The sequence below is a fragment of the Bacillus sp. B15-48 genome (genome assembly GCF_016879755.1).
Classification (GTDB): domain Bacteria; phylum Bacillota; class Bacilli; order Bacillales; family Cytobacillaceae; genus Mesobacillus_B.
This window is the reverse complement of sequence record NZ_WOFU01000001.1, coordinates 260,016-282,758: the sequence shown is the minus strand read 5'-3', so window position 1 is coordinate 282,758 and position 22,743 is coordinate 260,016. Positions and strand designations below refer to the sequence as shown.

Genomic DNA, 22,743 nt, shown 5'->3' with positions numbered 1-22,743 from the left:
TTGTAAACGTACTTAATGCAAGTACTCGTAATAAAAACCTTACCTTAGCACGAGAAAAACAGATAAAGAACCGGGCGTTTTTTGCCCGGTTTTTCTTATATTTAATATAGAAGGTAAAATTAATTTGAAAAGAGGATGACTAATATGAGATTCGGTTTTGATATCGATGATACATTAATCAATTTAAGAGAGCATGCATTTCATCTTTACAATAAAAAATTAAACAAGGAAATCGGTCTTGAATTGTTTCATGCATTAGAAAAGGTTGAAATTCATGAACCTTTCGGCTTAACGAACGAAGAAGGGAAAGAGATGTGGAACAGTACATTAGAGGAAATTTATTATACGTCATGCCCGGCTTTTCCAGGGGCGGTTGAACTGCTTCAACAGTTAAAAAGGCAAGGCCATGAAATCTTTTATATTACGGCAAGACCGAAAGAACATGGGGAACGAACGAAAACCTGGATGATCGAAAGAGGCTTTCCCGTTCACCCAGGCCGTTTTTACTACGGAATGCAAGATACCGAAAAAGTCGACATTATTCGAAAATTAAAGCTAGATTACTATTTTGATGACAAACCAGATGTCCTTAACACATTAGAAAATGAACCATCATTGCAAATTTATGTGAAAGACCAGTCCTATAATAAACATCTTAACGTCCCACGTGTAATCGATTGGAATGAATTTCGACAAAATTTTTAATATGGAATAAGACGGCTTTTTCCATTATAGTAAAAAGAAAGAGGATGGCAATCAACAAGAGGATGATTGCCATCTAGCACTATCTCTCGCGCTGTTTGTTTTCTTCCTCATTATCTGTCATATTGCTCACTGTTTCTGCGACGATATTGGCAAATTGATCTAAAGACTCCATCATGCCGCCATGCTCTTGGCCATCAAGAGGGCTAGTCGAGTCATTATTTTGTTTCTTTTCACGGTTTTGATAATCCATTTTGTACCTCCCACACATCGATGTTTGCAACCTTTAGTTTTAATTAAAAAGAGCAAGATTATTCAATTAAGGGAACGAGTGGCTTAATTTCCGCAATTTATAATCGAATTCAACCATTTACCGAAAGGAAATGCAGCAAATATGGGTAAAAATGATTGTAAAGTAATGGTGACTGGAGAAAAGAGTATCCGCTTTCAATTTGGTAACAGACTTGATGAGGAAACGTATCAAAAAGTAAGGGAATTCTCAAAGCTTGTTACAGAAGATTCATCCTTTCTCATCGAGGAAATCGTTCCTAGCTATCATACGGTTACTGTATATTTAAAAAAAGAGCAGCGAAACATCGATGAAATCATTGCCCGCTATGTAAAAAAGTGGCGGGAAAGAAAATCAAGCAAATCGGAAGGGAGTATCCGAAAATTAACGATTCCTGTTTGCTATGATGAAGAGTTTGGCTGGGATCTCGAGCGAGTAGCAGAACATACAGGTTTAACGGTGAAGGAAATCATTGATCGTCACACGAAACCAATCTATACCGTTTATATGATTGGGTTTTTGCCTGGTTTCTCCTATTTAGGGAAACTTGATGAAAATTTGACGACACCAAGATTGGCGACACCACGATTAAAAGTCTTGAAGGGTGCGGTTGGAATCGGCGGTAGTCAAACGGGGATTTACCCTTTAGAAAGCCCTGGCGGCTGGAATATTATTGGAAAAACCCCGCTTGAACTGTATCGTTTGGATCGAGATCCCCCGTTTTTCATAGAAGCTGGCGACCGGCTCCGCTTTGTCTCGATTCCGAAACGAGAATTTTATGAAATAAAGCAAAGAATGGAAGCAGACTCCAGTACAATAAGCGAGTTTATTGCAGATTAACTGGCACGCCAGTTATCTTTTTACATATAAAAGAGAGGAGTGTTTTTTATGAGAATCGACTTAAACGCAGATGTTGGCGAAAGTTTTGGAATTTATCAAATGGGGGAGGATGAAAAGCTCTTTTTACATATCACTTCTGCCAATATTGCTTGTGGATTTCATGCTGGCGACTTCAATGTAATGGCAGCGACGGTGAAAAAGGCGAAGGAACATGGAGTGGCGATTGGAGCCCATCCTGCCTATCCTGATTTGCAAGGCTTTGGACGACGTGAGTTGAAAATGTCTCCGCGGGAAATTTATCATTCCCTTATTTATCAAATTGGCGCATTAAAACAATTTTGTGAGATTGAAGGCGTTCCGCTTCATCATGTGAAGCCACATGGAGCGTTATACAATAAAGCAGCCGAAAGTAAAATCGTTGCCGAGGCGGTCGCGGAAGCGGTGTACGATTCATTGCCGAATGGAATTTTATTTGGGCTTGCTGGCAGCGAATTGATTCAAGCTGGAGAAAAACTAGGACTAAAAACAGCATCAGAAGCTTTTACCGACAGAGCATACGCGGATGATGGCAAGCTAGCATCAAGGGAATTGCCAAATGCCGTTTTGAAAACATATGGAGAAATGGTTGCCCAGGTGAGAGAGATTGTTTTTAATCAGCGTGTAAAAACCGTGTCAGGAAATTGGTACTCTCTTAAGGCCGATACCCTTTGTTTCCATAGCGATAGTGAAAATGCTGCTCACCATACCGCGCAAATTCGCAAAGCGTTAGAGAAAGAAGGAGTGAAAGTAATCCACGTATGATGGTACCGCTTTTTAAAGTAATAAAAGCTGGAGTGTATGGCTCGATACAAGATACCGGCCGGTTCGGCTATCAGAGCTTTGGCGTCCCTGTATCAGGACCGATGGATAAGCAAGCTTTTCATTATGGGCAGATGATTGTTGGCAATCGAGAGAATGACCCGGCACTCGAGTTGTTTTTGGGGGGACAAATCTTTGAAGTGCTTAGCAATCATCGCATCGTGCTCACCGGCGCCGATTTAGGGGCAATGCTTGATGGAAAGCCTGTGCCAATTTGGAAATCATTTAACATTTCGAAGGGACAAACGTTAACGTTCACGCGCGCCAACTTTGGAAGCATTGCTTATATCATTCTAGAGGGAGGATTTGAAGCGGAGCTGCTGTTAGGAAGTGCTTCGGTTTATCCGAAGGGTCAGCTTGGTGTGCCAATTCAACGAGAGATGATTCTTTATGCCAAACGGGAAAAGTCATCTCGGTTTCAAACAGGGCTTTGCCATCGATTTCGGCCGCAATATTCCAATCAAATAACGGTGAACGTATGGCCAAGTCCACATTTCGATTATTTTAAAGAGGATGATTTAACCGAATTCTTTCAATCTACATATACGTTAAAAACAGGCGACCGCATGGGGTATTTGCTTGAAGGTCCGCCATTGAAGTTTGCTAGCAGTAGCGATATCCTTTCTGAAGCAACTCAGTTTGGCACAATTCAAGTCCCGAATAGCGGTCAGCCGATTATTTTAATGGCCGACTGCCAAACAATTGGCGGCTATGCAACGATTGGAAAAATTAGCGCGGACGATCTATGGAAAGTCGCTCAAATGCGAAAGGGTGGAGAAATCCGTTTCAATCTAATTGGAGCTTCGTGCTGAGAGTCCCAATTTTTTGCATCCCTAAATTTTCCCATTGATTTCTCCTCAACAATTGAGTATGATATAAACATAAGCTGCATTGTGCGTAATCAAATTAAGTTTTAACCTTTATACTGTAACAGGGAGTTTTACATTGAAACTGGAATGACAATCCTCCGTCTATATGACAAGGAGGACAGGCAAGAACGTTTCTGCGAACACCCACTTTGAGGAGTGGTGGTTTAAAACTTTCTTATTTCAAATTACGGCAAATGCGGCTGTACATAAGCCTTCAAACCAGTTTCCGATTGGAAGCTGGTTTTTTAATGCGTTGTAATTTTAAAAGTCCATATTTGCAAGTGACGATAAAGCTTCTTATTCTTCTGCCCCCATTCAGGAGGCAGAAAAGATTAATTTGCAGTTACGCTCGAATCAGAAGCAAGCTGTTTACGGTAGACGATTTTGCTTAAAAGGATGCTGACTTCATATAAAAGCAGCAAAGGAATGATGACCAACACGTCAGATAGAAAATCCGGGGGAGTGATCAACACAGAAATAATAATTAACAGAAAATAAGCAAACTTTCTCATCTTCCCAAGTTTGTAGGGGTTAATCACACCGATCCTCGTTAAGAACATGACAACCGCTGGCATTTCAAATAAAAATCCAAACGGCAAAACGATATTCAACATGAATGAAAAATATTTTTCGGCGGTAAAAAAGGTCTCAAACAGACCATCAGATAAATTGCTCAAAAAGGAAAGCACCAACGGAAATAAAATGAAATAGCCAAAGGCAATGCCTGCGATAAAAAGGAAAAACAAACCTGGAATATAGGGCAGAGTGATTTTTTGCTCCTCTTTCGATAAAGCTGGTTTAACAAATTTCCATGTTTCAAAGGCAGCCACTGGAATCGTAATCGCAATCGCTACGACACCAGAGATCATCATATAAATCCAGATAATATCACCAGGTCCGAGCAAGGCAAGTTTTCCGTCCAAATCCTTTACTAAAAAGTAATAAATCTCTTTAACATAAATAAACGAAATAGAGAAAGCGAACAGGAACGTTCCTAATGTAATAAAGATTCTTTTTCGTAATTCACTTAAATGATCAACAATATTCATTTGCTCGATGTCCATTATGAAACTCCTTTTAAAAAGAAAGATGTAAGCAGTATTGGCCTACATCTCCTGTCTTTTTTCTACTCTTTTAGCTCCCAGTTTTGCTTTGAGAGTGGTCAATTGTAGTTACTTTTTCCTTATTATTTGTTGTTGTGTCAGTCTTCTCGTCGCCATTGACTAGTTCATTGGTTGCTTTTTTAAATTCTTTTAATGTATTTCCAAAGGCACGGCCAACTTCCGGTAATTTAGAAGGACCAAAAATAATCAGGGCGATGACAAGAATCAGAATGAGACCAGGTATACCAATATTTTGTAGCATGTTTTCCCTCCTCGCAGTTTTTCAACCTTTAGTGGGCAAGTCATGTCCGCAACGTGATAACGTTCATTCGGTCATGATCAATGCCCAACTCAATCAACGAATCTCAAATTATCTGTGCGACTAACCATCAGTGGGGGATGAAGAAAACCCGCTCTGATGGAAGTTTTGCTTTATAAAATCGGCATGCCATGACGCTCGAGTGCAGCTGCTTCAAGCAGCGACATTCCTTGTGCTTCAGCCATAGCGGATAGCTTGTCCGAAACAACTGGAGCGAGACCTGCTGGTGGTTCAGCATGTCCCATTGCCCGTTGGCGCGCAGCGTTTCTGCGAGAGAATGGTCCCCAAATGGCTAAGGTAATTCCAGGAGTTTGAATATTTACGAAAAATGTATTGCCATCAGGTGAGAATGTAGGGCCGGCAAACTCAGAACCATTTAATGTATTCTCGGCAAATGTATACACATTTCCTTCTGGAGTCAGCCCGATGATGCGGTCATTTCCAGGACCATCTTCCGCAATCCAAAGGTCTCCCCAAGGAGTCATCGCAATATTGTCTGGCATTTCTAAATCATTTTTATCTGTAGATTCATAAAAAAGCTCTAACGTATTTGTTGCCGGGAAGTAACGATAAACGCGTCCAAGATTTCCATCGCCAGCATTCGTATCATCAAACCAGAAGACTCCAGCTGAGAAAAATGCCCCTTCTAAACGCTTAAACTGAATACAGCCCAGACCCCTTGCATCATCCTTCGCTCGTTCAGGGTTGACCCTTTTCCAAACAACACCGAATTTTTGACCGTTGTTAAAGGTGCTCGCAGAATTTGTTGGCAGTTCATCAATGGCCGCTGCTTCAAGGATTCCGCCTTTTTGCAACGAACCAAGAGTTTGGCTGCGGTCATGCGGTGTAAAGCGGTATAAAAAGCTTGGGTTGTTATCTTCGGTTAAATACCAAATTCCAGTCGCTGGATCTACAGCACAAGCTTCATGGGAGAAATAACCCATATCACGGATTGGTGTTCTCGACATTTCATTTTCAGGATCAAGCGGGTTGACTTCGAAAACAAAGCCATGGCCCATACTTCGTGTCTCTTCACAAGTTAACCAAGTACCCCAAGTAGATGCTCCGCCAGCACAGTTACGAATGGTTCCAGAACTTGTTACATACTCCTGAATAACTTCATGGTTTTGTCCGACGATAAGAGCGGTCGTTCCACCAGCAGCGCCATTATTCCAAGGATTTTTTCCGTTTACTGGATATTGTGAATTCGTGCTATTCTCATGATTTCGTACAAGGATGGTCGTATTTTTCTCGCCGCGGTAAGCAGCCATTCCATCTAACATGGCAGGAACTAAGTCGCCATTTGACATTTTATCTCCTGTTTTCGAAATGATTTTGTACTGAAAGCCATGTGGGAGATCAAGAATTCCGTTTGGATCTTTTACAAGAGGACCGTATCCACCGAAGCCACTTGTTGGATTCATATGATTATTCGCAGCTGCAGCAGCTTTTGAGCCAACACCTGCTAATGAATAAACGCCCGTTGTTCCTAATGCCATAGCCAATGTACTCATTCCGCCAACCTTCAAAAAGTCACGTCTGTTAAGTCCAGCCTTACTAGATTTCATTCATTAAAACCTCCAGCCTATTTTTGGTGGAATGCATTTTTAGCAATCTCCATGTTTAAAATTAACAGATTATTCTTAATGGTCTGTTAAGCCTATGTAATTGTTTGTTAAGAATGATGAACAGTGTAAACCCTTAAACGTAAAGCTCGTGTTCGTCCTATAATGTAACAGACTTTTTTGAAACAGCGGCCATTTGCGAGGTGTATAGGACGGATGAAATTCTTCGGAATGATTCATACTAACGGTGATTATTTAGGAATGGAGCTGTGATGAAATGAATATGGAACAAGAACCTCAAAACCAAACAGAAGCGGCGATTCTCGACTATAAAAAGGGATTAGGAGACTTTTCGCAAAAAATGCCGAAAATCGCCAAGCATTTCAATGCATTTACTGAGGCTTGCTTTGCAGAGGGAAAGTTGTCGCAAAAGGAAAAACAGTTGATTGCTTTAGGGATCGCTGTAGTTGCTCAAGATGAGTATTGTATTGCGTACCATACGAAAGGCTGCCTCGATCAAGGAGCATCAGAGGAGGAAATTATGGAAGCACTTGGTGTGTCCGCGGCGTTTGGCGGCGGGGCTGCCATGAGTCAGGCGGTAACATTTGTTCAGGATTGCATCACCGATTTAAAACAAATGACAAACTAAAATTATACCTCCATGCAATACCGCAGCCATTGCTGTGGTATTTTCAATTTTAAACGAGCACAAACAACGAGTAAAGCTGTCGGAAAGCGGCGCTCATTCAGACAGAATCTCGAGTCCAACGAGCAAATCTGTCCGAAAGCGGACCTCATTCAGCCAGAATCCCAAGTCAAACGAGCAAAGCTGAATTATGGAAACAATTACCTGACTTTGTTTCTTTTCCCTTGAAATAATAAAACTGGATTCATTTTTAGGGGGATGTTTTTGTGAATAATAAATTAACCTATCTTTTGGCAATTCTTTTAGTGTTTTCGGTAGGGTGGACGAGTGTTAGCGGACTAGGAGCTCAAGTTGGTGTAGATGAGCGTCCTTTCCTTGATAGCGAGAACGCTGACCGCCATTCAACAGAACGAAACATCGATGGAGAAAACCCGCAAATTTATGAAATGAAAAATAAGAAAAAAATCATTAAAACTGCCAAGCGTCCAAAAAATGTCATTATGATGATTGGCGATGGAATGGGCATTGGCCAAATTGAAATGGCCCGTTTATTCGAGTACGGAAAAAAAGGCCGCTTATTCATGGAAACATTGCCATATGTAGCTTTAGCGCATACTTATTCAGCGAATAATATTGTTACAGACTCCGCAGCAGGGGGAACAGCGATTGCTACTGGCCAGAAAACGAATAATGAAATGATCGGAATTACCCCTGATGGGAAGGCAGTTGACAGCATTCTCGATAAATTTAAACAAGATGGCAAAAGAGTCGGCATCGTTTCTACGAGTACAGTAACAGACGCTACCCCTGCTGCATTTACAGCCAACGTATCTAACCGTTGGGCAGGTCAAACGGAAGTAGCTAGACAACAACTGAAAAATGATATCGACGTCATTCTTGGCGGCGGTCGGAGTTATTTTGAAAAAGAGAAGCAAAATGGCGTTGATTTAATCGCGGAGTTTCAAGAAGAAGGTTATACATATGTAACCAACAAAAAAGAGTTAAAGGAGGCAGGCGGCGAGAAACTGCTTGGCTTGTTTCACCCAACCTATATGAATTTTATGATTGATCGCGACGAGCTGAGGAGTGAAGAACCAACGCTTCAAGAGATGACGGCGAAAGCACTCGAAGTTTTGTCACAGGACGCTGGCTTTTTTCTAATGGTAGAAGGAGCAAGAATTGACCACGCCGCACATTCAGCAGATTTGACGAGCGTATGGAAGGAAATAATCGAGTTTGACAACACCGTGAAGGATGTTACAGATTGGGCCGAGAAACATGGTGACACACTGATCGTTGTACTTGCTGATCATGAAACGATGGGGATTTCCGCAACAGAGCCTGTTGATATTGAACGGTTGAAACGACAACAAGTGTCTCCAGAATATATGGCTCGTCAGCTTGTCAAAGCAGAGAAACCGAATGGTTATACATCTGATAGCATCCGAAATGTGTTTAAATCCTATGCTGATATGGACCTTAGCAACGAAGAAATTACCCAATTTAACGAAGCAGTAACAGTTGCTGGAGGGAAGATATATGCTCACCAGCAAGTGGGTTGGGAAATTGGCAGTATCATTGCTGCTCATCATCATGCGGGAATCGTTCGCAGTCCTACTCGAGCAAAAAGCAGTACTGGCGGCCATACTGGGAACCTTGTTCCAGTTTTTGCTTTTGGGGATGGGGCTGAAAATTTCGAAGGGGTTCTCGATAACATCGACATTCCGAACATCATTGCTGAATTAATGGACTACGAATTGTAAAACACTACTCAAAATGATTAAACAGGGGGAATCCAATAATGGAAGTATGGATGGACAGCCTGAAAGTAATTGGGCGAATCTTGACAATTTTGCCATTGCTTTTATTTATCGGGATATATATGGGAAAACGTTCGATTGGAGAACTCCCTGTTTTTGACTTTCTAGTCGTGCTTGTCCTTGGTGCTGTTGTCGGTGCCGATATTGCCGATCCAAGTATTGACCATACCCATACGGTCGTCGCAATGGTGGCGATTGCTCTTTTACAAAAATTTATCATTTATTTAAAACTAAAATATCGCAAATTTGGAAATCTCGTTACCTTTGAACCAACGATTGTCGTGCATCAAGGTGAATTGATGACAGAAAACATTAGGAAAATTAACTATTCCCTTGATAATATCCTGCAAATGCTTCGCGAAAAAGATGTGTTTCAGTTGAAAAACGTAGAAATCGCCATTATCGAGGCAAACGGTAGGTTAACGATGAGGTTAAAGCCCGAAAATACCCCTGTTACCATTGCTGATATGAATCTCCCTGCCGAAGAAGTTGATTATGAAATTCCCGTTATTTTAGACGGTGAAATTCAAAGAGACGTGTTAACGAAGCTAGATAAAACACCAGAGTGGCTGCGACAACAATTGCATGCAAATCATATTAAAGACGAAGCAAATGTATTTTATGCGGGCGTGACCAAAAAGGGTGATTTAAATTTCACGCTAAAAGGTCAGTTAAAAGCTGGAGTACCGCCAATTTTCCACTAGCTTTTTTAAAAGCAACGATGAGGACATTCCATATATGTACAAAGGTGGTAGGTAGTTGATGGAAATTCTAATGGATAGTTTAAAGGTCATTGGAAGAATTGTGACCATTCTTCCTTCCATGCTTGTGATTGCCCTGTTTATAGGGAAACGTTCAATTGGCGAGCTTCCTGTATTTGATGTGCTCGTCATTCTTGTGTTAGGGACCGTCGTGGGCGCCGATATTGCCGATCCAGAGATTGGCCATATTCACACCTTTGTCGCCATCATCGCAATTGCACTCCTGCATCGGGGCATTACTTTATTAAAATTAAAGAAGAGACGTATCGGAAAGATGATTACTTTTGAACCGACAATCGTCGTTTATAAGGGGCAATTTTTACATAAAAATATAAAGAGAATCAATTACTCGCTTGATAATTTGCTGCAAATGTTGCGTGAGAAAGATGTGTTTCAAATGAGTAATGTTGAATTGGCGATTATTGAAGCGAGCGGCAGAATGTCGGTGAGTCTGAAGCCGGACAAACTCGCAGTAACAGCAGGGGATCTCGGGCTGCCAGCAAAAGAAGCTCAATTTGAGATTCCACTCATTTTAGATGGGGAAATTCAGAAGGACGCGCTCACTAAATTGAATCTATCAACTGAATGGTTAACGGAACAATTGCATGTTAAGAAGATTACCGACAAGTTTGATGTGTTTTATGCAGGTGTAGATGCAAACGGGAATCTCAATATTACTTTAAAAAATCAAGTAAGCGAGGGAGTTCCACCGATTAATCATTAAGCGCTATCTCATTCTGCGTAAAAAAAAATGCCCTAAGAGCAGGCATAGGAGAGAGCAAATTTTTTTAAGCTAAGTAAAAGTGGGACATAATTAGGAGGAAATTGATGCACACTCTTGCTAGCATTCATCATCACATCCTATCTTATAAATGAATGATCAAATTCAATTATCTATAGCGTACCATCGAATTATAAAGAACATATTAATTTATTTATAATTATTGTAAATTTCATTCGTTTAGAAAATTGGGCTCAAATAGAAACTGAGTTGTGAAGTTTTTGTTGAACTTTGTTACGATTTCGCGAACTTTCTTCCTATTTGCAGGAAAAGATTTTTACAATATCGAAAAAAAGGAGGAGGCATAAACGAGGAGGAAAAAAGAAAATGAAACGTTTTGGATTATGGTTATGCGGCAGTTTGCTATTATTTGCGTTTGTATTTAGTACAGGAATTTCCGAAGTCCAAGCAGCTGATGATTGTGAATGTCCAGGAACAGTTATTATTGGAGCTGAAAGGAATCAATTAGTTGCAGAACTACTAAAAAATGACGATTTTAAAGCTATTAAGAAAGAACTAGAAGCAAAAAACTACCAGTGGAACGGTGCTGGAGCAATTGAAGTCAGGGATTTGGACGAGCTCATTCCGGGGGTAATTGGATATAAGGTTGTCTTTGCTGATGAGTCAGGGTTCGAGGTGGGTGCTGCCATTTTTAACGTTAAGGGAACGATTGCCTTTGCAGGTGTTTCGCCAATTGATGAACATTAATTAATAAATATGCTGATGTTCATGTCAAAAAAGATACCAATTGGAGAGATGAAAAAGAAATGAACGTGCGTGGTCGTTTATACAGCCCACGCACGATTTTGCGCTTAAACAAATATTGTTTCTCCTTTTGCTTGCGTTGTCGCTGATTGAAAATGTAAGATCGAAATCAATTGTTGATTTAAATAAGCAGGAGGTGTGGAAAACTCGCTTTTGACCCACTCCAAAATAAGTCCCATAAGTCCATAGGCTTGAATAATAATTTGCGAATTATAGTGACCAACCACCGGTTTGACGGGCTGATTGTTTATTTCTTGAAAAAGCTCGATAATCGTTTGGAGAAGTTGATCTTCAGAACCAGGGATGGCCTCGGAATGTTTATAAAGCATAAAAAAATCTGCATTTTGAATGATATAGTCAAAAACGATGATGTCAGATGGGGAAAGTCTTTGGATGGAATAAGTATTCATATTTGTTAGTGGTTCGCGAAAGGCTGTGGTAAATCCATTAAGTTTTTCTTGCACGACTTCGTTTGCTAGCTCTTCTTTATATTTATAATGATGATAAAAAGTCGCACGATTGTAATCGGCATGCTCGACAATGTCTTTTACCGTAATGCGCCGATACCCTTTCAAATGGAGAAGCTGAAGAAAGGTTTCCTTTAAAATCCGCTTCGTTCTTCGTACTCTAGGATCTTCCCGTCCATTTTCAGTAAGCATGAATATCCCTCCAAAATCAATCTGAACGAATCTTGCATTTTCAGGAAAACGGTCGCCTACAAAAACATTAATGAATATGTGGATGATTGGTGATTTCCTGAAATCTTCATTAAAGTTGCAATGATCAAAAGTGGTAACGGTTCCATTTGCTAGAAATATAAAGAATACATACTTTCTATTATTTTAGCATAATTCTGTATTCTTGCCGCGATATTATAAAAAGTCGCCGAGAGACGAACAGGAAAGGAGACCCGCTTTCTGAAAAACTGTTACATAATCCAATCAACCGGTTTCTAGAAATGCTTCTAGCCACCGGCCGCTGTTTTCTTGCTCAATCGGAAAATTTCATCTGAAGGATACGTAAAGATTCCAGTTTCCTCTAATTGTCCGGCATAAAACATTGCTTGAGCAACATCTGCAGCTTGGATTGGTTTATACTTTTTCAATGTTCCAACCATGAAAGGCGAATATACTGGGCTTAACAACACTCCTACCTTTTCACCGAAACGAAATTCTTGACGGTCGCCAAGTAAGAGAGACGGTTGGAAAATATGTAGCGCTGGAAAACCGACACTCTTAATTGCTTCCTCCACCGCACCTTTTGTCCGATTGTAAAAAATCTTTGAGTGCGGGTCAGCTCCTAATGCCGAAATAATAAGGAAGCTTGTCGCTCCAGCTTGTTTTGTTAACTTTGCCAATTCCACCGGATATGTATAATCGACCTTTTTGAATTCTTCCTGTGATCCGGCCTTTTTAATTGTCGTACCTAAGCAGCAGTACACATCGTCAACCGAATAATCCGCTTCATGATTTGCCAATTGGTCAAAACCAGCGACGATTTGCAATAGTTTTGGATGCTGAACATTTACTTTTCTTCGCGTAAGCACAATGATTTTTTCATACAAGGACGTTTCCAATAAAATCTTCAACAATTCTTGACCTACTAATCCTGTTGCCCCTATGAGCAAAGCCGTTTTCTGTTTCGTTTGCATTTATGCCAACTCCAATTATCAATTACTTCTTAATTAAGTATAGCCGAAAAAAAGAAGATTCCCGAAAAGAATCTCCCATGGTTCCTTATCCTTTTTTCTTTTTGGCGGGTTGAGGCTGCTCGCCAGTAACAATGCTCGTTAATTTGTCGCGACGATACTTACTCCTGTCCGCTCCCATTCCCGGAAGCGTATTGGCCATCGGTAGTTGTTCGAGTTCTTTCCCACGAGGCATGTGAAATTAAACCTCCTTTCAGGTAACTGAAGATTAATTAGTTACTCCTTCTCATATTTACGGAAAATATCTTTCGTTTCGTTTGCATCCAATTCTTCGGAGAATTCCGTTGTCATTTTATCCTCACGATAGACACCGGGAACGAAGCTCGCTGATCGATCGGAAAGAACATGATTTTTCATATATAGATGGAACAGTGCCTCAACGGCAGCAATCGCTGCTGCAGCAGTGAAAGACATCCAAAGCATGCCTTCTGTTCGGCCAAATAGAACGATACTTAAAAACAAAATCGTGACAAAAGAAAGTCCGAAATCGGCAATTGTTGCAATGGCGTTCCCAAACTTCGGAAGAATAATTAAATCACCTACGAAATAAGCGAGAAGCGTGATGAACACCGACATAAACAAAATCTCGCCGAACGTAGCGGTATTAAAAATCGCGAATAATGAGAATAGCACGATGGCGATCGCGGTAAATTTAATCAATAGTGCCCAAAGATGTTTCATTGTGACCCACCTCACTGTAAAAATCTCTTGTATAAGTTGCCCGAAATCTTGTGATTGAAAGATAGTAATTATTCCCGTTGCTACTCACATCTGCAAAAACATAGCTAATGTTAGCTATGTTTTAATTGAATAACTGATATGCTAGGGGGGGGCATAAGGGATGTTTTTATGGTAAAAACAAACAAATTTCGACTTAAATTACGCTTTCATTGAGAAAATAAAAATAAATGATAAAATAGTGCTGAGTGTGCTTGAAACGGTGCAAATAAGAATTCTTATTAACCGCCCATTGCCGTGAAAACCTCGGTGAACCAATGAGACATATGTTTAGAGCCATTAAAAGACTCGTCAACGAGCATGACGACATTCAAGTTGTCTATCCAGTGCACTTAAATCCTGCAGTTAGGGAAGTGGCTGATGAAGTGCTAGGCGATGACAAGCGAATTCATCTCATTGAGCCGTTAGGCGTGGTTGATTTCCATAATTTTGCTTCAAAAGCTCATATCATTTTAACTGATTCTGGCGGTGTGCAGGAAGAAGCGCCTTCTCTTGGGGTACCAGTGCTTGTTCTTCGCGATACAACCGAACGACCAGAAGGAATTGAAGCAGGAACACTCAAGTTAGCGGGAACGGATGAAGAAACGATTTACCGCTTAGCGAAAGAATTGCTGACGAATCCAGCGGAATACGAGAAAATGTCTAAGGCATCCAATCCGTACGGAGACGGAAAAGCTTCTTACCGCATCGTTCAGGCAATTCTCCATCATTATGGGAAAACAGATCAACCACCTCAACCTTTCGGAGTGTAAGGGGGAATAGTGCTTTCATGGAGGACTGTCTGAAAACGAATGAAAAGAATAGCCGTTTGTTTCAGACAGTCTTTTGTTTGTTCAAAGTTGAGAAGTTGGTCTGAGTAATGGGTAAGTACAGCTTCGTTTTGTATGTTTTTCCAGTAAAAAGTCCTTTATGGTTATTTGGCAGAAGAGGTCCGTAGGGTTTTTGAACGATAATGCTGGTAACGCGCTTTTTAATCCAAGTACTCGGATTAAAAACACCAAATTTCGTTGATTTATTGCGAGTACTCGTTATAAAAGTCTGTAAAATAAGGGTTTAATCCGAGTACTAGCAATAAAATGAGGTCACAAGGCCGATATAATCCCAGTACTAGCAATAAAAAACGACCAAAAATCGGTTTAATCCAAGTACTAGCATAAAACCAGCCATATCATCACGGTTGTACTAGCAATAAAACATAGCCAAATCATCACGGTTCGGTTAATCCAAGTACTAGCAATAACGACTCGCTCATCTAACGCTCCAAAACTGCCCCGCTCAGGCAACTCTACCCTATGCGAATGTCATGCCTATACCGCTTTTGGTAATCTGCAACTAGACTATATTCTTCCACCCGACGGCAGAAGGACAAAAAGTTAGCCACCGAAGCTCTAAGTACGTTAAAAAATAATTAAAAAAATGCCAAGTCCTATCGTTTCATTGATAAGACTTGGCATTTACTGGTTGTAAAAGTCGTGAATAAGTTGTTCTATTTTTAATAAATCAGGGTGTGAAGCTAAGATTGTCTCGGCTTTTAACGAGTTAAGAGCGCTTTCAATCAGAAATCTCCGTTGGCATTTCGATTGGAACAACTCCTCTTCAATAAATCGGATGAGCTCTTGGCATTTTAGCTGTTGATCATGATTTTCTAAATATTTATTTAAGGAGAGGCTTAAAGAAAGAAATTCTGTATGTAATTCCTTCTCTTCTCTGCTTAGGTTAGGCAGCCATTTTTCGAGAATATCAGGTTGAATCAATGACTCTTTCGCCTCTGTCACTTCTTCGACGATCTTCACGGCTCGCGCGACACTGTAAGAAACGACTTTATGAATACTCGTATTTGCCCCATAAGCATAGGCATGGAATTTAAGATTTTGGTGTAAAATTGCAGAAAACATGATTGCACAATCAAATAAATATGGTTTTCGATATTCGCCAAATAAATCAATAAACCGATCGTACACCCAGCGAATCGCCCGTAATTGATATTGCCTTAAAAACTCTTTTAACTCATCATCGTTCGAAGTGTATACTTCATCAAATAGGGAAATCAAATGATTTTCCCGATTCGTCCGCATTTGCAATTCGATTTGTCTCGTAAAGACTTCGATATTCGCAGGGTCTTGTCCAATCAACAATTGGTCCCGCTTTCGTTCTAATTTTTCAAAAAGGGATTTGAAATTTTCAATTAATAATTCATTTTTAGATGAGAAATAATTATAAAATGTACCTTTTGAAATCCCACTATATTCTAAAATGTCTTGAATGGAAGTGTTTTGAAAGCCTTTTTCCATAAATAATTGGTGAGCCATTTTTATGACATGCTTTTTCCTGTCGCCCATTTATTCACCTCCTGCCAAGTTTTACAAAATGTACTTACGGTACAAAATTATAGTACATTAAAAATAAGTAATATTCAAACCCCATTTCAATATGGTTCTTTTGAATTGAAAAATTTGAACTGATGGTATATTATATGTCTATGTGAAATATGAGTTCAATTAAATGGACTACATGTCTACAGGGGGAAACACGATGGAACAATCCAACAACAAACAGACAAAGCGTCCACCATACGGAATTCTTAGCGTTCTAATGATTGGGGCATTTATTTCTTTTTTAAATAATACATTATTAAATGTTGCACTTCCTTCAATTATGGTGGAGTTTGAAGTTGGCCCTTCAATCGTCCAGTGGTTAACGACAGGATTTATGCTTGTAAATGGAATTATGATTCCAACAACTGCATTTTTAATTCAAAAATACTCTGTTCGCAAATTATTTTTAACAGCGATGGGGTTATTTACAGTTGGGACGATTGTCGCCGGTTTTTCTGATTTTTTCAGTGTACTTCTACTTGCTAGAATGCTTCAAGCTGCCGGTTCAGCAATTATGATGCCATTATTAATGAATGTAATGTTAGTGAGTTTTCCGATTGAAAAACGGGGAACAGCAATGGGGATTTTCGGTCTTATTTTAATGTTTGCGCCCGCGATTGGTCCTACATTATCAGGGTTGATCATTGAACATTACCAATGGAGAGCGTTATTCTACTTTATTGCGCCAATTGCCGTCGCTGTCTTTTTATTCGGTGTTTTTATGCTAAAAGATAAAAAAGAGAAAGTCGATATAAAGCTTGATGTCTTCTCACTTTTATTATCAAGTGTTGGGTTTGGGGGCCTTTTATATGGGTTCAGTGCTGCCGGAAATGCAGGCTGGGGAAGTCCGCAAGTATACTTAACGATTATTATTGGAGCCATTTCTTTGTTTTTATTTGTGAAACGTCAAGCGAAGCTAAAAGAACCAATGCTTAATTTTGATGTGTATAAACATCCAATGTTTACTTTATCATCCGTCATTTCATCGGTTGTAACGATGTCGTTGTTTTCGGGAATGTTGCTGCTGCCGATTTTCGTGCAAACTGTTCGCGGCTTTTCACCACTTGAAGCAGGGTTAATGTTAATGCCAGGTGCAATCTTGAATGCTTTTATGTCACCTGTTACTGGAAGGCTATTTGATAAGTTTGGTGGGCGCGCTCTCGTTGTTACCGGATTAGTATTAACAACGGTTCCAACCTACTATTTAAGTATTTTAACGTTTGAAACTTCATTTACGTATATTACTGTCATTCACACCATTCGGATGCTTGGGATGTCAATGGTTTTGATGCCTGTTCAAACAAATGGCTTAAACCAGTTGCCGCCTCGTTATTACCCGCATGGGACCGCCGTGAATAATACGTTACAACAAGTTTCTGGTGCGATTGGGACGGCTTTATTGATTACTGTGATGTCGAATCGGCAAGCAGTATATACGACTCAATTTACTGAATCCGCTATGAAGGAAATGACAGGAACACCGACCGAAGCTGCGCTAGCTGAATTGCAGCAACAAATTGTAATGAAAGCGATGCTTGAGGGAATCAATGATGCCTTTTTAGTTGCGACCTTTATTTCTGGAATCGCCCTTGTTCTCGCCTTCTTTATGAAGCGAGCGAAACAAGCTGCCGATCCGTTAGATGATAAGCAAACAGAGAAGAAAATCGAGCCAGAAATGGTGTAGGCACGTGATTATATGGAACTTATGAGAGGGGATACAACCTAACGGGTTCCGTTTCCTATCGCAAAACGTCAATTTGTACAGGAAAATGTAAACCTTTTTGCACTATAAAATGTAGGGCAATTTGTAAGGCTAGAGAGATTTAAAAAACAGCAAGGGTTTATACCCTTGCTATTTTATTTGTAATAGCTAATTGTTTGGATTGCGAATTTTACTCATTAAGATGTTTGCAAACCATTTTCGCCTTCTCCGTATCGATTTTTGTGTAGGGTTGAGAAGAATAAGCGGGAAATTTCCTGCTAATGTAGATAGGAGAAGCTTAAGAAGCGGATATAAGCGGAGATTTTCCGCTTAACTGCTCTAAATCAGACAAAATCCAACGATTTTGTTCATATAAACGGAAAAACTCCCCTTATTTTTAAGGAAATATCGTTATTTCCCAGTTTAGCGGGAATTTTTCCGTTTATTTTTCAGGCTCAGTGAAATCATCATTCAGTCATAGCCGACAGAGCCTAACCTTAAATAAAAACACAACACTATTTTTCTGTTCATCATTTTCAATTAAAAATGTAGTGTATGTTGCTGTGGTACAGTGGCTATTGTACCCCCACATTTTAATATAACAATTCACTACAGGTTCTCCCAAAGGTTTACATATGTACGCGAAAAAAAGGGAAGGATAATTTTTAAGCGAAAGGAGTGTTGTTTTTTATGTTTGCTAACTGGTTGAGGAAAAGCAATATTGCTGCTGGAATTTTAACTGTGCTTCGTTTGTATTTAGGGTTTCATTGGTTAACGGTAGGATGGGGAAAGTTGGCAGGTGGTGGCTTTGATGCAACAGGTTATCTGCAAAATGCGGTGGCCAATCCGGTAACAGGACCTGATGGAGCGCCGGTATATGGCTGGTATGTTGGTTTTCTCGAAAGATTTGCTTTGCCGAACCTCGGGGTATTCAACTTTCTTATCCCGATAGGTGAATTTCTCGTCGGTTTAGGTTTAATTCTTGGTTGTTTAACAACAGCCGCAGCGTTTTTCGGTCTGTTAATGAACTTTAGCTTCATGTTTGCTGGTACCGTTTCATCCAATCCGATGGACATCCTTTTAGGTGGAATTATTTTATTTGCCGGCTACAACGCAGGTCGCTATGGCTTAGATCGTTGGGTCGTTCCTTATCTCCGAACAGGTTTCACTAAAGAGAAAGACCCAGTAGTCAACTAAGTCTTTTTTCTTGCAATGTACCAATAGTGAAACACCTCCCTTCACCCTTCTAAAATACACCAAAATCCTGTAGGGAATTCCCAGCAGGATATTTTTTTGATTCCCCCTAATTTTTGGCATCTATTCCCATTGAGGTTTGTGTTTTTTGTAACTGACAAAAAAACGTCAATATGTTTTGGACGATTTGTGAACTTGTTAGCATACTCACTGTTTTTACGGTGGTATCTGATATAGTAAGAGTGTACTTATTAATCAATCATTTAAATCATTTCTTTCGAAAAGGAGAGGTCCTTATGTTTGCTAAATTTTTAAGAGAAAACAAAATTGCTGCCGGTGTTCTAACTGTTCTTCGTTTATATCTTGGCTTCCACTGGATGACAGCTGGCTGGGGAAAATTGACTGGTGATGGCTTTAATGCAGCTGGATATTTAAATAATGCAGTGGCCAATCCGGTCATGGGTTCAGACGGAACAATGGTTTACGGCTGGTATGTTTCATTCCTAGAAGCCTTTGCACTTCCGAATATTGGCTTGTTCAACTTTATGATTCCAATGGGTGAGTTTCTTGTAGGCTTAGGGTTAATTCTTGGCTGCTTTACAACGGCTGCAGCGTTCTTCGGTCTTTTGATGAACTTCAGCTTCATGTTTGCTGGTACCGTTTCTTCGAATCCGATGGATGTGCTATTAGGCGGAATCATCTTATTCGCAGGCTACAACGCAGGCCGCATCGGCTTAGACCGCTATGTGATGCCATTCCTTCGCAAAACGTTAAATAAAAACGTAGACGTACCTGTGAAAGAAACAGCATAACATCCAGTAGACAAAAAACAGTAGAATAACAGCTTGATTGAAACCTCGTCATCATAGGAATCATATCCAACTTGCAGAGAATAACATCAAAGTCAGGCTAACGCATGAAAAGAAGAATAACATCATCGATCAGCACCGCATCTAGAATAGATAAACATCATAGACAAGCTTCAGACATCTAGAAGAGAATAACATCAAAGTCAGGCTAGCACGTAAAAAGAAGAATAACATCATCGATCAACACCGCAACTAGAATAGCTAAACATCTTAGACAAGCTTCAGACAACTAGAAGAGAATAACATCAAAGTCAGGCTAGCACGTGAAAAGAAGAATAACACCATCGATCAGCACCACAGCTAGAATAGCTAAACATCTTAGACAAGCTTCAGACAACTAGAAGAGAATAACATCATGAAAAAAGGTAGAAACAGAATTTGAGAATCTCAATTATTTAACAATCTGTGCACCAACACAAAAACTCTACCATCATCCCGATAAAAAGCTTGCAGAGAACACTCAGCAAGCTTTTTGACTTTTGTCGGTAATAAGTTGCAACAAGTATTTGTGATAATTAGAATAGATATGATCAATACATAGAATATGTATACTAGGATGTGAAGTAGTGGTACACCAATATGAACCTGCAATCCATTTTCAAAACGTGAGTTATTCTGTTGATGGAATGCAAATTTTAACAGAAATTACCGGGTCGTTTCCCGAGGGAAAGATAACGACGCTAGTTGGCCCTTCCGGAGCGAGAAAGTCGACTCTCCTTAAGCTCTGCAACGGCTTACGTTCGCCAAGTTCAGGAGAAATTTTTATTAAAAATAAAAACATCGATACGTATCAACCAGTGGAGTTACGCCGTTTGGTCGGAATCGCTCTTCAAAGTGCGCCAATGGTAAATGGCAGTGTATTGGACAACTTAAATTTGCCCCTCGAGTTGCAAGGGAAAAAACTAGCTAAGCAAGAGGGCGAAGAATTATTAAATGATGTCGGCTTAGCGCCCGACTATCTCGACCGAAACATTAAGGATTTGTCTGGAGGGCAACGGCAAAAAGTATCGATTGCGCGAACATTGGTGAATCGTCCGCAAATTTTATTGCTCGATGAAATCACTTCTTCACTTGATCGAACCTCCACACAGGAAATTCAGGAGCTGATTGTAAAAATCAATGAGAAATACGGAGTCACTTTCATTTGGATTACTCATAATTTACAGCAAGCACTGACAGTTGGGAATTACACATGGGTCATGATGGAAGGAGAACTGGTCGAAACAGGAGAAAGTGAGCTATTAAAATCGCCGACGAATGAAAGAGTCAACCACTTTGTGAAAGGGGAAGAAGAATGAATTTGCTCACATTATCGCTTACATTAATCTTTGTTCTCATTCCTCTCGTCTTATCAAAAACATTGCGCTTAGGACTTGAAAAAGATACTGTCATCGCGACTGTTCGTTCCATCATTCAGTTGCTCATCATCGGGTATGTTCTGCAATTCGTCTTTGACTCAGAAAGCTATTTGTTTATTTTTCTAATGGTGACTTTAATGATTGTGGCCGCAACGCAAAATGCCCGAAAAAAAGGGGCGAAAATTCGAGGCATTACATGGAAAGTGGCTGTTACATTAGTATTTGTTGAAGTGTTAACGCAGAGCATTTTGTTAGGCTTTGGAATAACGCCGCCAGAGGCCCAATACATCATTTCCATCAGCGGCATGGTGATTGGCAATTCCATGGTGCTAGCCATCCTTTTCCTAAACCGGTTCACTGCAGAAGTTGAAGCAAATGAGGATCAAACGGAGCTGATTCTATCGCTCGGGGGTACACCAAAACAAGCGATTCATACTCAGCTCATCTCATCAATTAAAGCGAGCATGATTCCGACAATTGAGAGCCAAAAAACGGTTGGTCTTGTCCAGTTGCCAGGAATGATGAGCGGCCAAATTATTGCTGGAGCCGATCCGGTTCTAGCAGTCCAGTTTCAGTTGCTTATCCTATTCTTGCTCCTTACAACAGCGGCGGTCACTAGTGTTCTTCTCGGTTTTCTTTCCTATCCAACCTTATTCAATGAACGCATGCAAATGCTAAAATGAATAGTAAGAGGAGTCCAGCCATTGTGGTGCTGGGCTTTTTTTTATTGTTTAGCAACTTATAAAATGTTCAAGGTGTGGATCCAGCTCCGGGGCTGACCAATGAGCTTGCACTTTTGTTCAGTTTTTCATAGATTTTGTACGGTTTGATCAATCTTTTTGTCCGTTCTATCCAAGTACTCTACGAAACGAACACGTTATTCTACGGTTTGACCCATATATTCTACGGTTTAACCCATATATTCTACGGTTTTACACGTTTACTCTACAAAATCACAACTTTACTCCATAAAAGGCATATTTTTCCACCATGTATTATTGAAGTACTCGTTATATTGCTTAAAATGTGGGTTGTATCAGTTTTGTCTGCGGTTTTTTACAGAAGAAAATCAAGCTCTATTAACGAAAATAGAGCTTTTTGTTATGTCGAAATAATGATTTTTCATCTGCGGCTATTCCGTTTCGCATCATCAATCGATTCGACATATTTTAATAGAAAATAGTATGGCCAACAAAGGACAAAACGGAGGTCGCTAATGAAGACTCTTGGAGACTGTGCTTTGAAAGCTAACAAGCCAAGGAAGCCAATTAGAAGATAAAGGGTTAATTCAAGTAGCATTATTTCCACCCCTTTAACACCTTTATTCCAGTTTATACAGAATTTCATTTTTGGTGACGATCTGGGCAAGCAGAGAGGGAGAAATATTTTTATAACTCAGTTTGGGAAATAAATCGCACGACAACTTAAAAAAATAAAAATTCACATCTAATACACCTTTCATTATGAATACAAATATAAAA

Annotated in this window: 24 protein-coding genes, 1 other RNA gene and 1 pseudogene; 16 read left to right on the top strand and 10 right to left on the bottom strand. The window is 40.0% G+C overall.

Annotation, left to right across the window (positions count from 1 at the left end; translation table 11 throughout):
* Positions 1-144: 144 nt before the first annotated feature.
* Entirely contained in the window at positions 145-705 is a 561-nt protein-coding gene (locus GNT69_RS01415; protein WP_203553153.1) for a 5' nucleotidase, NT5C type, read from the top strand.
* A 79-nt stretch (positions 706-784) separates the two neighbouring features.
* Here GNT69_RS01415 and GNT69_RS01410 read toward each other — a convergent pair whose 3' ends face one another.
* Positions 785-955 (bottom strand): hypothetical protein, encoded by a 171-nt coding sequence (locus GNT69_RS01410; RefSeq protein WP_203553152.1) that lies wholly within the window; start codon positions 953-955, stop codon positions 785-787.
* 141 nt (positions 956-1,096) lie between these two features.
* Here GNT69_RS01410 and pxpB point away from each other — a divergent pair, with 141 nt between their 5' ends.
* The 4 genes from pxpB to ssrS all read left to right on the top strand — a co-directional run bounded on the left by pxpB (position 1,097) and on the right by ssrS (position 3,765).
* Entirely contained in the window at positions 1,097-1,831 is a 735-nt protein-coding gene (pxpB, locus tag GNT69_RS01405; RefSeq protein WP_203553151.1) for a 5-oxoprolinase subunit PxpB, read from the top strand.
* Positions 1,832-1,879: 48 nt separating this feature from the next.
* Positions 1,880-2,632 (top strand): LamB/YcsF family protein, encoded by a 753-nt coding sequence (locus GNT69_RS01400; protein ID WP_203553150.1) that lies wholly within the window; start codon positions 1,880-1,882, stop codon positions 2,630-2,632.
* Entirely contained in the window at positions 2,629-3,501 is an 873-nt protein-coding gene (locus tag GNT69_RS01395; RefSeq protein WP_203553149.1) for a 5-oxoprolinase subunit C family protein, read from the top strand. Before GNT69_RS01400 ends, GNT69_RS01395 begins: the two co-directional genes overlap by 4 nt.
* Positions 3,502-3,569: 68 nt before the next feature.
* Positions 3,570-3,765: non-coding RNA, 6S RNA (gene ssrS, locus GNT69_RS01390), on the top strand.
* A 125-nt stretch (positions 3,766-3,890) separates the two neighbouring features.
* Here ssrS and tatC read toward each other — a convergent pair.
* The 3 genes from tatC to GNT69_RS01375 all read right to left on the bottom strand — a co-directional run bounded on the left by tatC (position 3,891) and on the right by GNT69_RS01375 (position 6,548).
* Complete coding sequence (gene tatC, locus GNT69_RS01385) at positions 3,891-4,622, bottom strand: twin-arginine translocase subunit TatC (RefSeq protein ID WP_203553148.1); 732 nt, start codon at positions 4,620-4,622, stop codon at positions 3,891-3,893.
* A gap of 70 nt (positions 4,623-4,692) precedes the next feature.
* Positions 4,693-4,923 carry a twin-arginine translocase TatA/TatE family subunit gene (locus GNT69_RS01380; protein WP_203553147.1) on the bottom strand — a complete coding sequence of 77 codons (231 nt, stop codon included), beginning with the start codon at positions 4,921-4,923 and terminating at the stop codon, positions 4,693-4,695.
* Positions 4,924-5,093: 170 nt separating this feature from the next.
* Positions 5,094-6,548 carry an alkaline phosphatase PhoX gene (locus GNT69_RS01375; protein ID WP_203553146.1) on the bottom strand — a complete coding sequence of 485 codons (1,455 nt, stop codon included), beginning with the start codon at positions 6,546-6,548 and terminating at the stop codon, positions 5,094-5,096.
* A gap of 280 nt (positions 6,549-6,828) precedes the next feature.
* Between GNT69_RS01375 and GNT69_RS01370 the strand changes: the two genes are divergently transcribed.
* The 5 genes from GNT69_RS01370 to GNT69_RS01350 all read left to right on the top strand — a co-directional run bounded on the left by GNT69_RS01370 (position 6,829) and on the right by GNT69_RS01350 (position 11,261).
* Positions 6,829-7,194 (top strand): carboxymuconolactone decarboxylase family protein, encoded by a 366-nt coding sequence (locus tag GNT69_RS01370; protein ID WP_203553934.1) that lies wholly within the window; start codon positions 6,829-6,831, stop codon positions 7,192-7,194.
* 263 nt (positions 7,195-7,457) lie between these two features.
* Positions 7,458-8,954 carry an alkaline phosphatase gene (locus GNT69_RS01365; RefSeq protein WP_343206436.1) on the top strand — a complete coding sequence of 499 codons (1,497 nt, stop codon included), beginning with the start codon at positions 7,458-7,460 and terminating at the stop codon, positions 8,952-8,954.
* A 38-nt stretch (positions 8,955-8,992) separates the two neighbouring features.
* The gene (locus GNT69_RS01360) at positions 8,993-9,715 is read left to right on the top strand and encodes a DUF421 domain-containing protein (protein ID WP_239093985.1); all 723 of its coding nucleotides are present in this window, start codon (positions 8,993-8,995) and stop codon (positions 9,713-9,715) included.
* Between the two features lie 58 nt (positions 9,716-9,773).
* On the top strand, positions 9,774-10,496 hold the full coding sequence (locus tag GNT69_RS01355; RefSeq protein WP_203553931.1) for a YetF domain-containing protein: 723 nt from the start codon (positions 9,774-9,776) through the stop codon (positions 10,494-10,496).
* A gap of 384 nt (positions 10,497-10,880) precedes the next feature.
* Positions 10,881-11,261: a hypothetical protein gene (locus tag GNT69_RS01350; RefSeq protein WP_203553145.1), complete on the top strand. Its 381-nt coding sequence runs from the start codon at positions 10,881-10,883 to the stop codon at positions 11,259-11,261.
* A 104-nt stretch (positions 11,262-11,365) separates the two neighbouring features.
* Here GNT69_RS01350 and GNT69_RS01345 read toward each other — a convergent pair whose 3' ends face one another.
* From GNT69_RS01345 to GNT69_RS01330, 4 genes are all read right to left on the bottom strand, one after another.
* Positions 11,366-11,977, bottom strand: a complete 612-nt coding sequence (locus tag GNT69_RS01345) for a TetR/AcrR family transcriptional regulator (protein WP_203553144.1) — start codon at positions 11,975-11,977, stop codon at positions 11,366-11,368.
* Between the two features lie 305 nt (positions 11,978-12,282).
* Positions 12,283-12,969 (bottom strand): oxidoreductase, encoded by a 687-nt coding sequence (locus tag GNT69_RS01340; RefSeq protein ID WP_203553143.1) that lies wholly within the window; start codon positions 12,967-12,969, stop codon positions 12,283-12,285.
* An 85-nt stretch (positions 12,970-13,054) separates the two neighbouring features.
* Positions 13,055-13,201, bottom strand: coding sequence for a hypothetical protein (locus GNT69_RS01335; protein ID WP_203553142.1), 147 nt, complete (start codon positions 13,199-13,201; stop codon positions 13,055-13,057).
* A gap of 41 nt (positions 13,202-13,242) precedes the next feature.
* Positions 13,243-13,707 carry a YndM family protein gene (locus tag GNT69_RS01330; protein ID WP_203553141.1) on the bottom strand — a complete coding sequence of 155 codons (465 nt, stop codon included), beginning with the start codon at positions 13,705-13,707 and terminating at the stop codon, positions 13,243-13,245.
* Between the two features lie 275 nt (positions 13,708-13,982).
* Here GNT69_RS01330 and wecB point away from each other — a divergent pair.
* Positions 13,983-14,516: pseudogene (gene wecB, locus GNT69_RS01325) on the top strand (non-hydrolyzing UDP-N-acetylglucosamine 2-epimerase); the annotation flags it as partial.
* Positions 14,517-15,218: 702 nt separating this feature from the next.
* Here wecB and GNT69_RS01320 read toward each other — a convergent pair.
* Entirely contained in the window at positions 15,219-16,103 is an 885-nt protein-coding gene (locus GNT69_RS01320) for a TetR/AcrR family transcriptional regulator (RefSeq protein WP_203553140.1), read from the bottom strand.
* Between the two features lie 193 nt (positions 16,104-16,296).
* On the opposite strand from GNT69_RS01320, the gene GNT69_RS01315 reads away from it, so the two are divergent.
* The 5 genes from GNT69_RS01315 to GNT69_RS01295 all read left to right on the top strand — a co-directional run bounded on the left by GNT69_RS01315 (position 16,297) and on the right by GNT69_RS01295 (position 21,945).
* The gene (locus GNT69_RS01315) at positions 16,297-17,823 is read left to right on the top strand and encodes a DHA2 family efflux MFS transporter permease subunit (RefSeq protein ID WP_203553139.1); all 1,527 of its coding nucleotides are present in this window, start codon (positions 16,297-16,299) and stop codon (positions 17,821-17,823) included.
* A gap of 708 nt (positions 17,824-18,531) precedes the next feature.
* A complete protein-coding gene (locus GNT69_RS01310; RefSeq protein WP_203553138.1) occupies positions 18,532-19,038 on the top strand; it encodes a DoxX family protein in 507 nt (168 codons plus the stop codon).
* A gap of 293 nt (positions 19,039-19,331) precedes the next feature.
* The gene (locus tag GNT69_RS01305) at positions 19,332-19,847 is read left to right on the top strand and encodes a DoxX family protein (RefSeq protein WP_203553137.1); all 516 of its coding nucleotides are present in this window, start codon (positions 19,332-19,334) and stop codon (positions 19,845-19,847) included.
* Positions 19,848-20,530: 683 nt separating this feature from the next.
* Positions 20,531-21,202, top strand: coding sequence for an ABC transporter ATP-binding protein (locus tag GNT69_RS01300; RefSeq protein ID WP_239094031.1), 672 nt, complete (start codon positions 20,531-20,533; stop codon positions 21,200-21,202).
* Positions 21,199-21,945: an ABC transporter permease gene (locus GNT69_RS01295; RefSeq protein WP_203553135.1), complete on the top strand. Its 747-nt coding sequence runs from the start codon at positions 21,199-21,201 to the stop codon at positions 21,943-21,945. The genes GNT69_RS01300 and GNT69_RS01295 overlap by 4 nt, the downstream gene beginning before the upstream one ends.
* Positions 21,946-22,384: 439 nt before the next feature.
* Here GNT69_RS01295 and GNT69_RS01290 read toward each other — a convergent pair whose 3' ends face one another.
* Positions 22,385-22,561 carry a hypothetical protein gene (locus tag GNT69_RS01290; protein WP_203553134.1) on the bottom strand — a complete coding sequence of 59 codons (177 nt, stop codon included), beginning with the start codon at positions 22,559-22,561 and terminating at the stop codon, positions 22,385-22,387.
* Between the last annotated feature and the right edge of the window lie 182 nt (positions 22,562-22,743).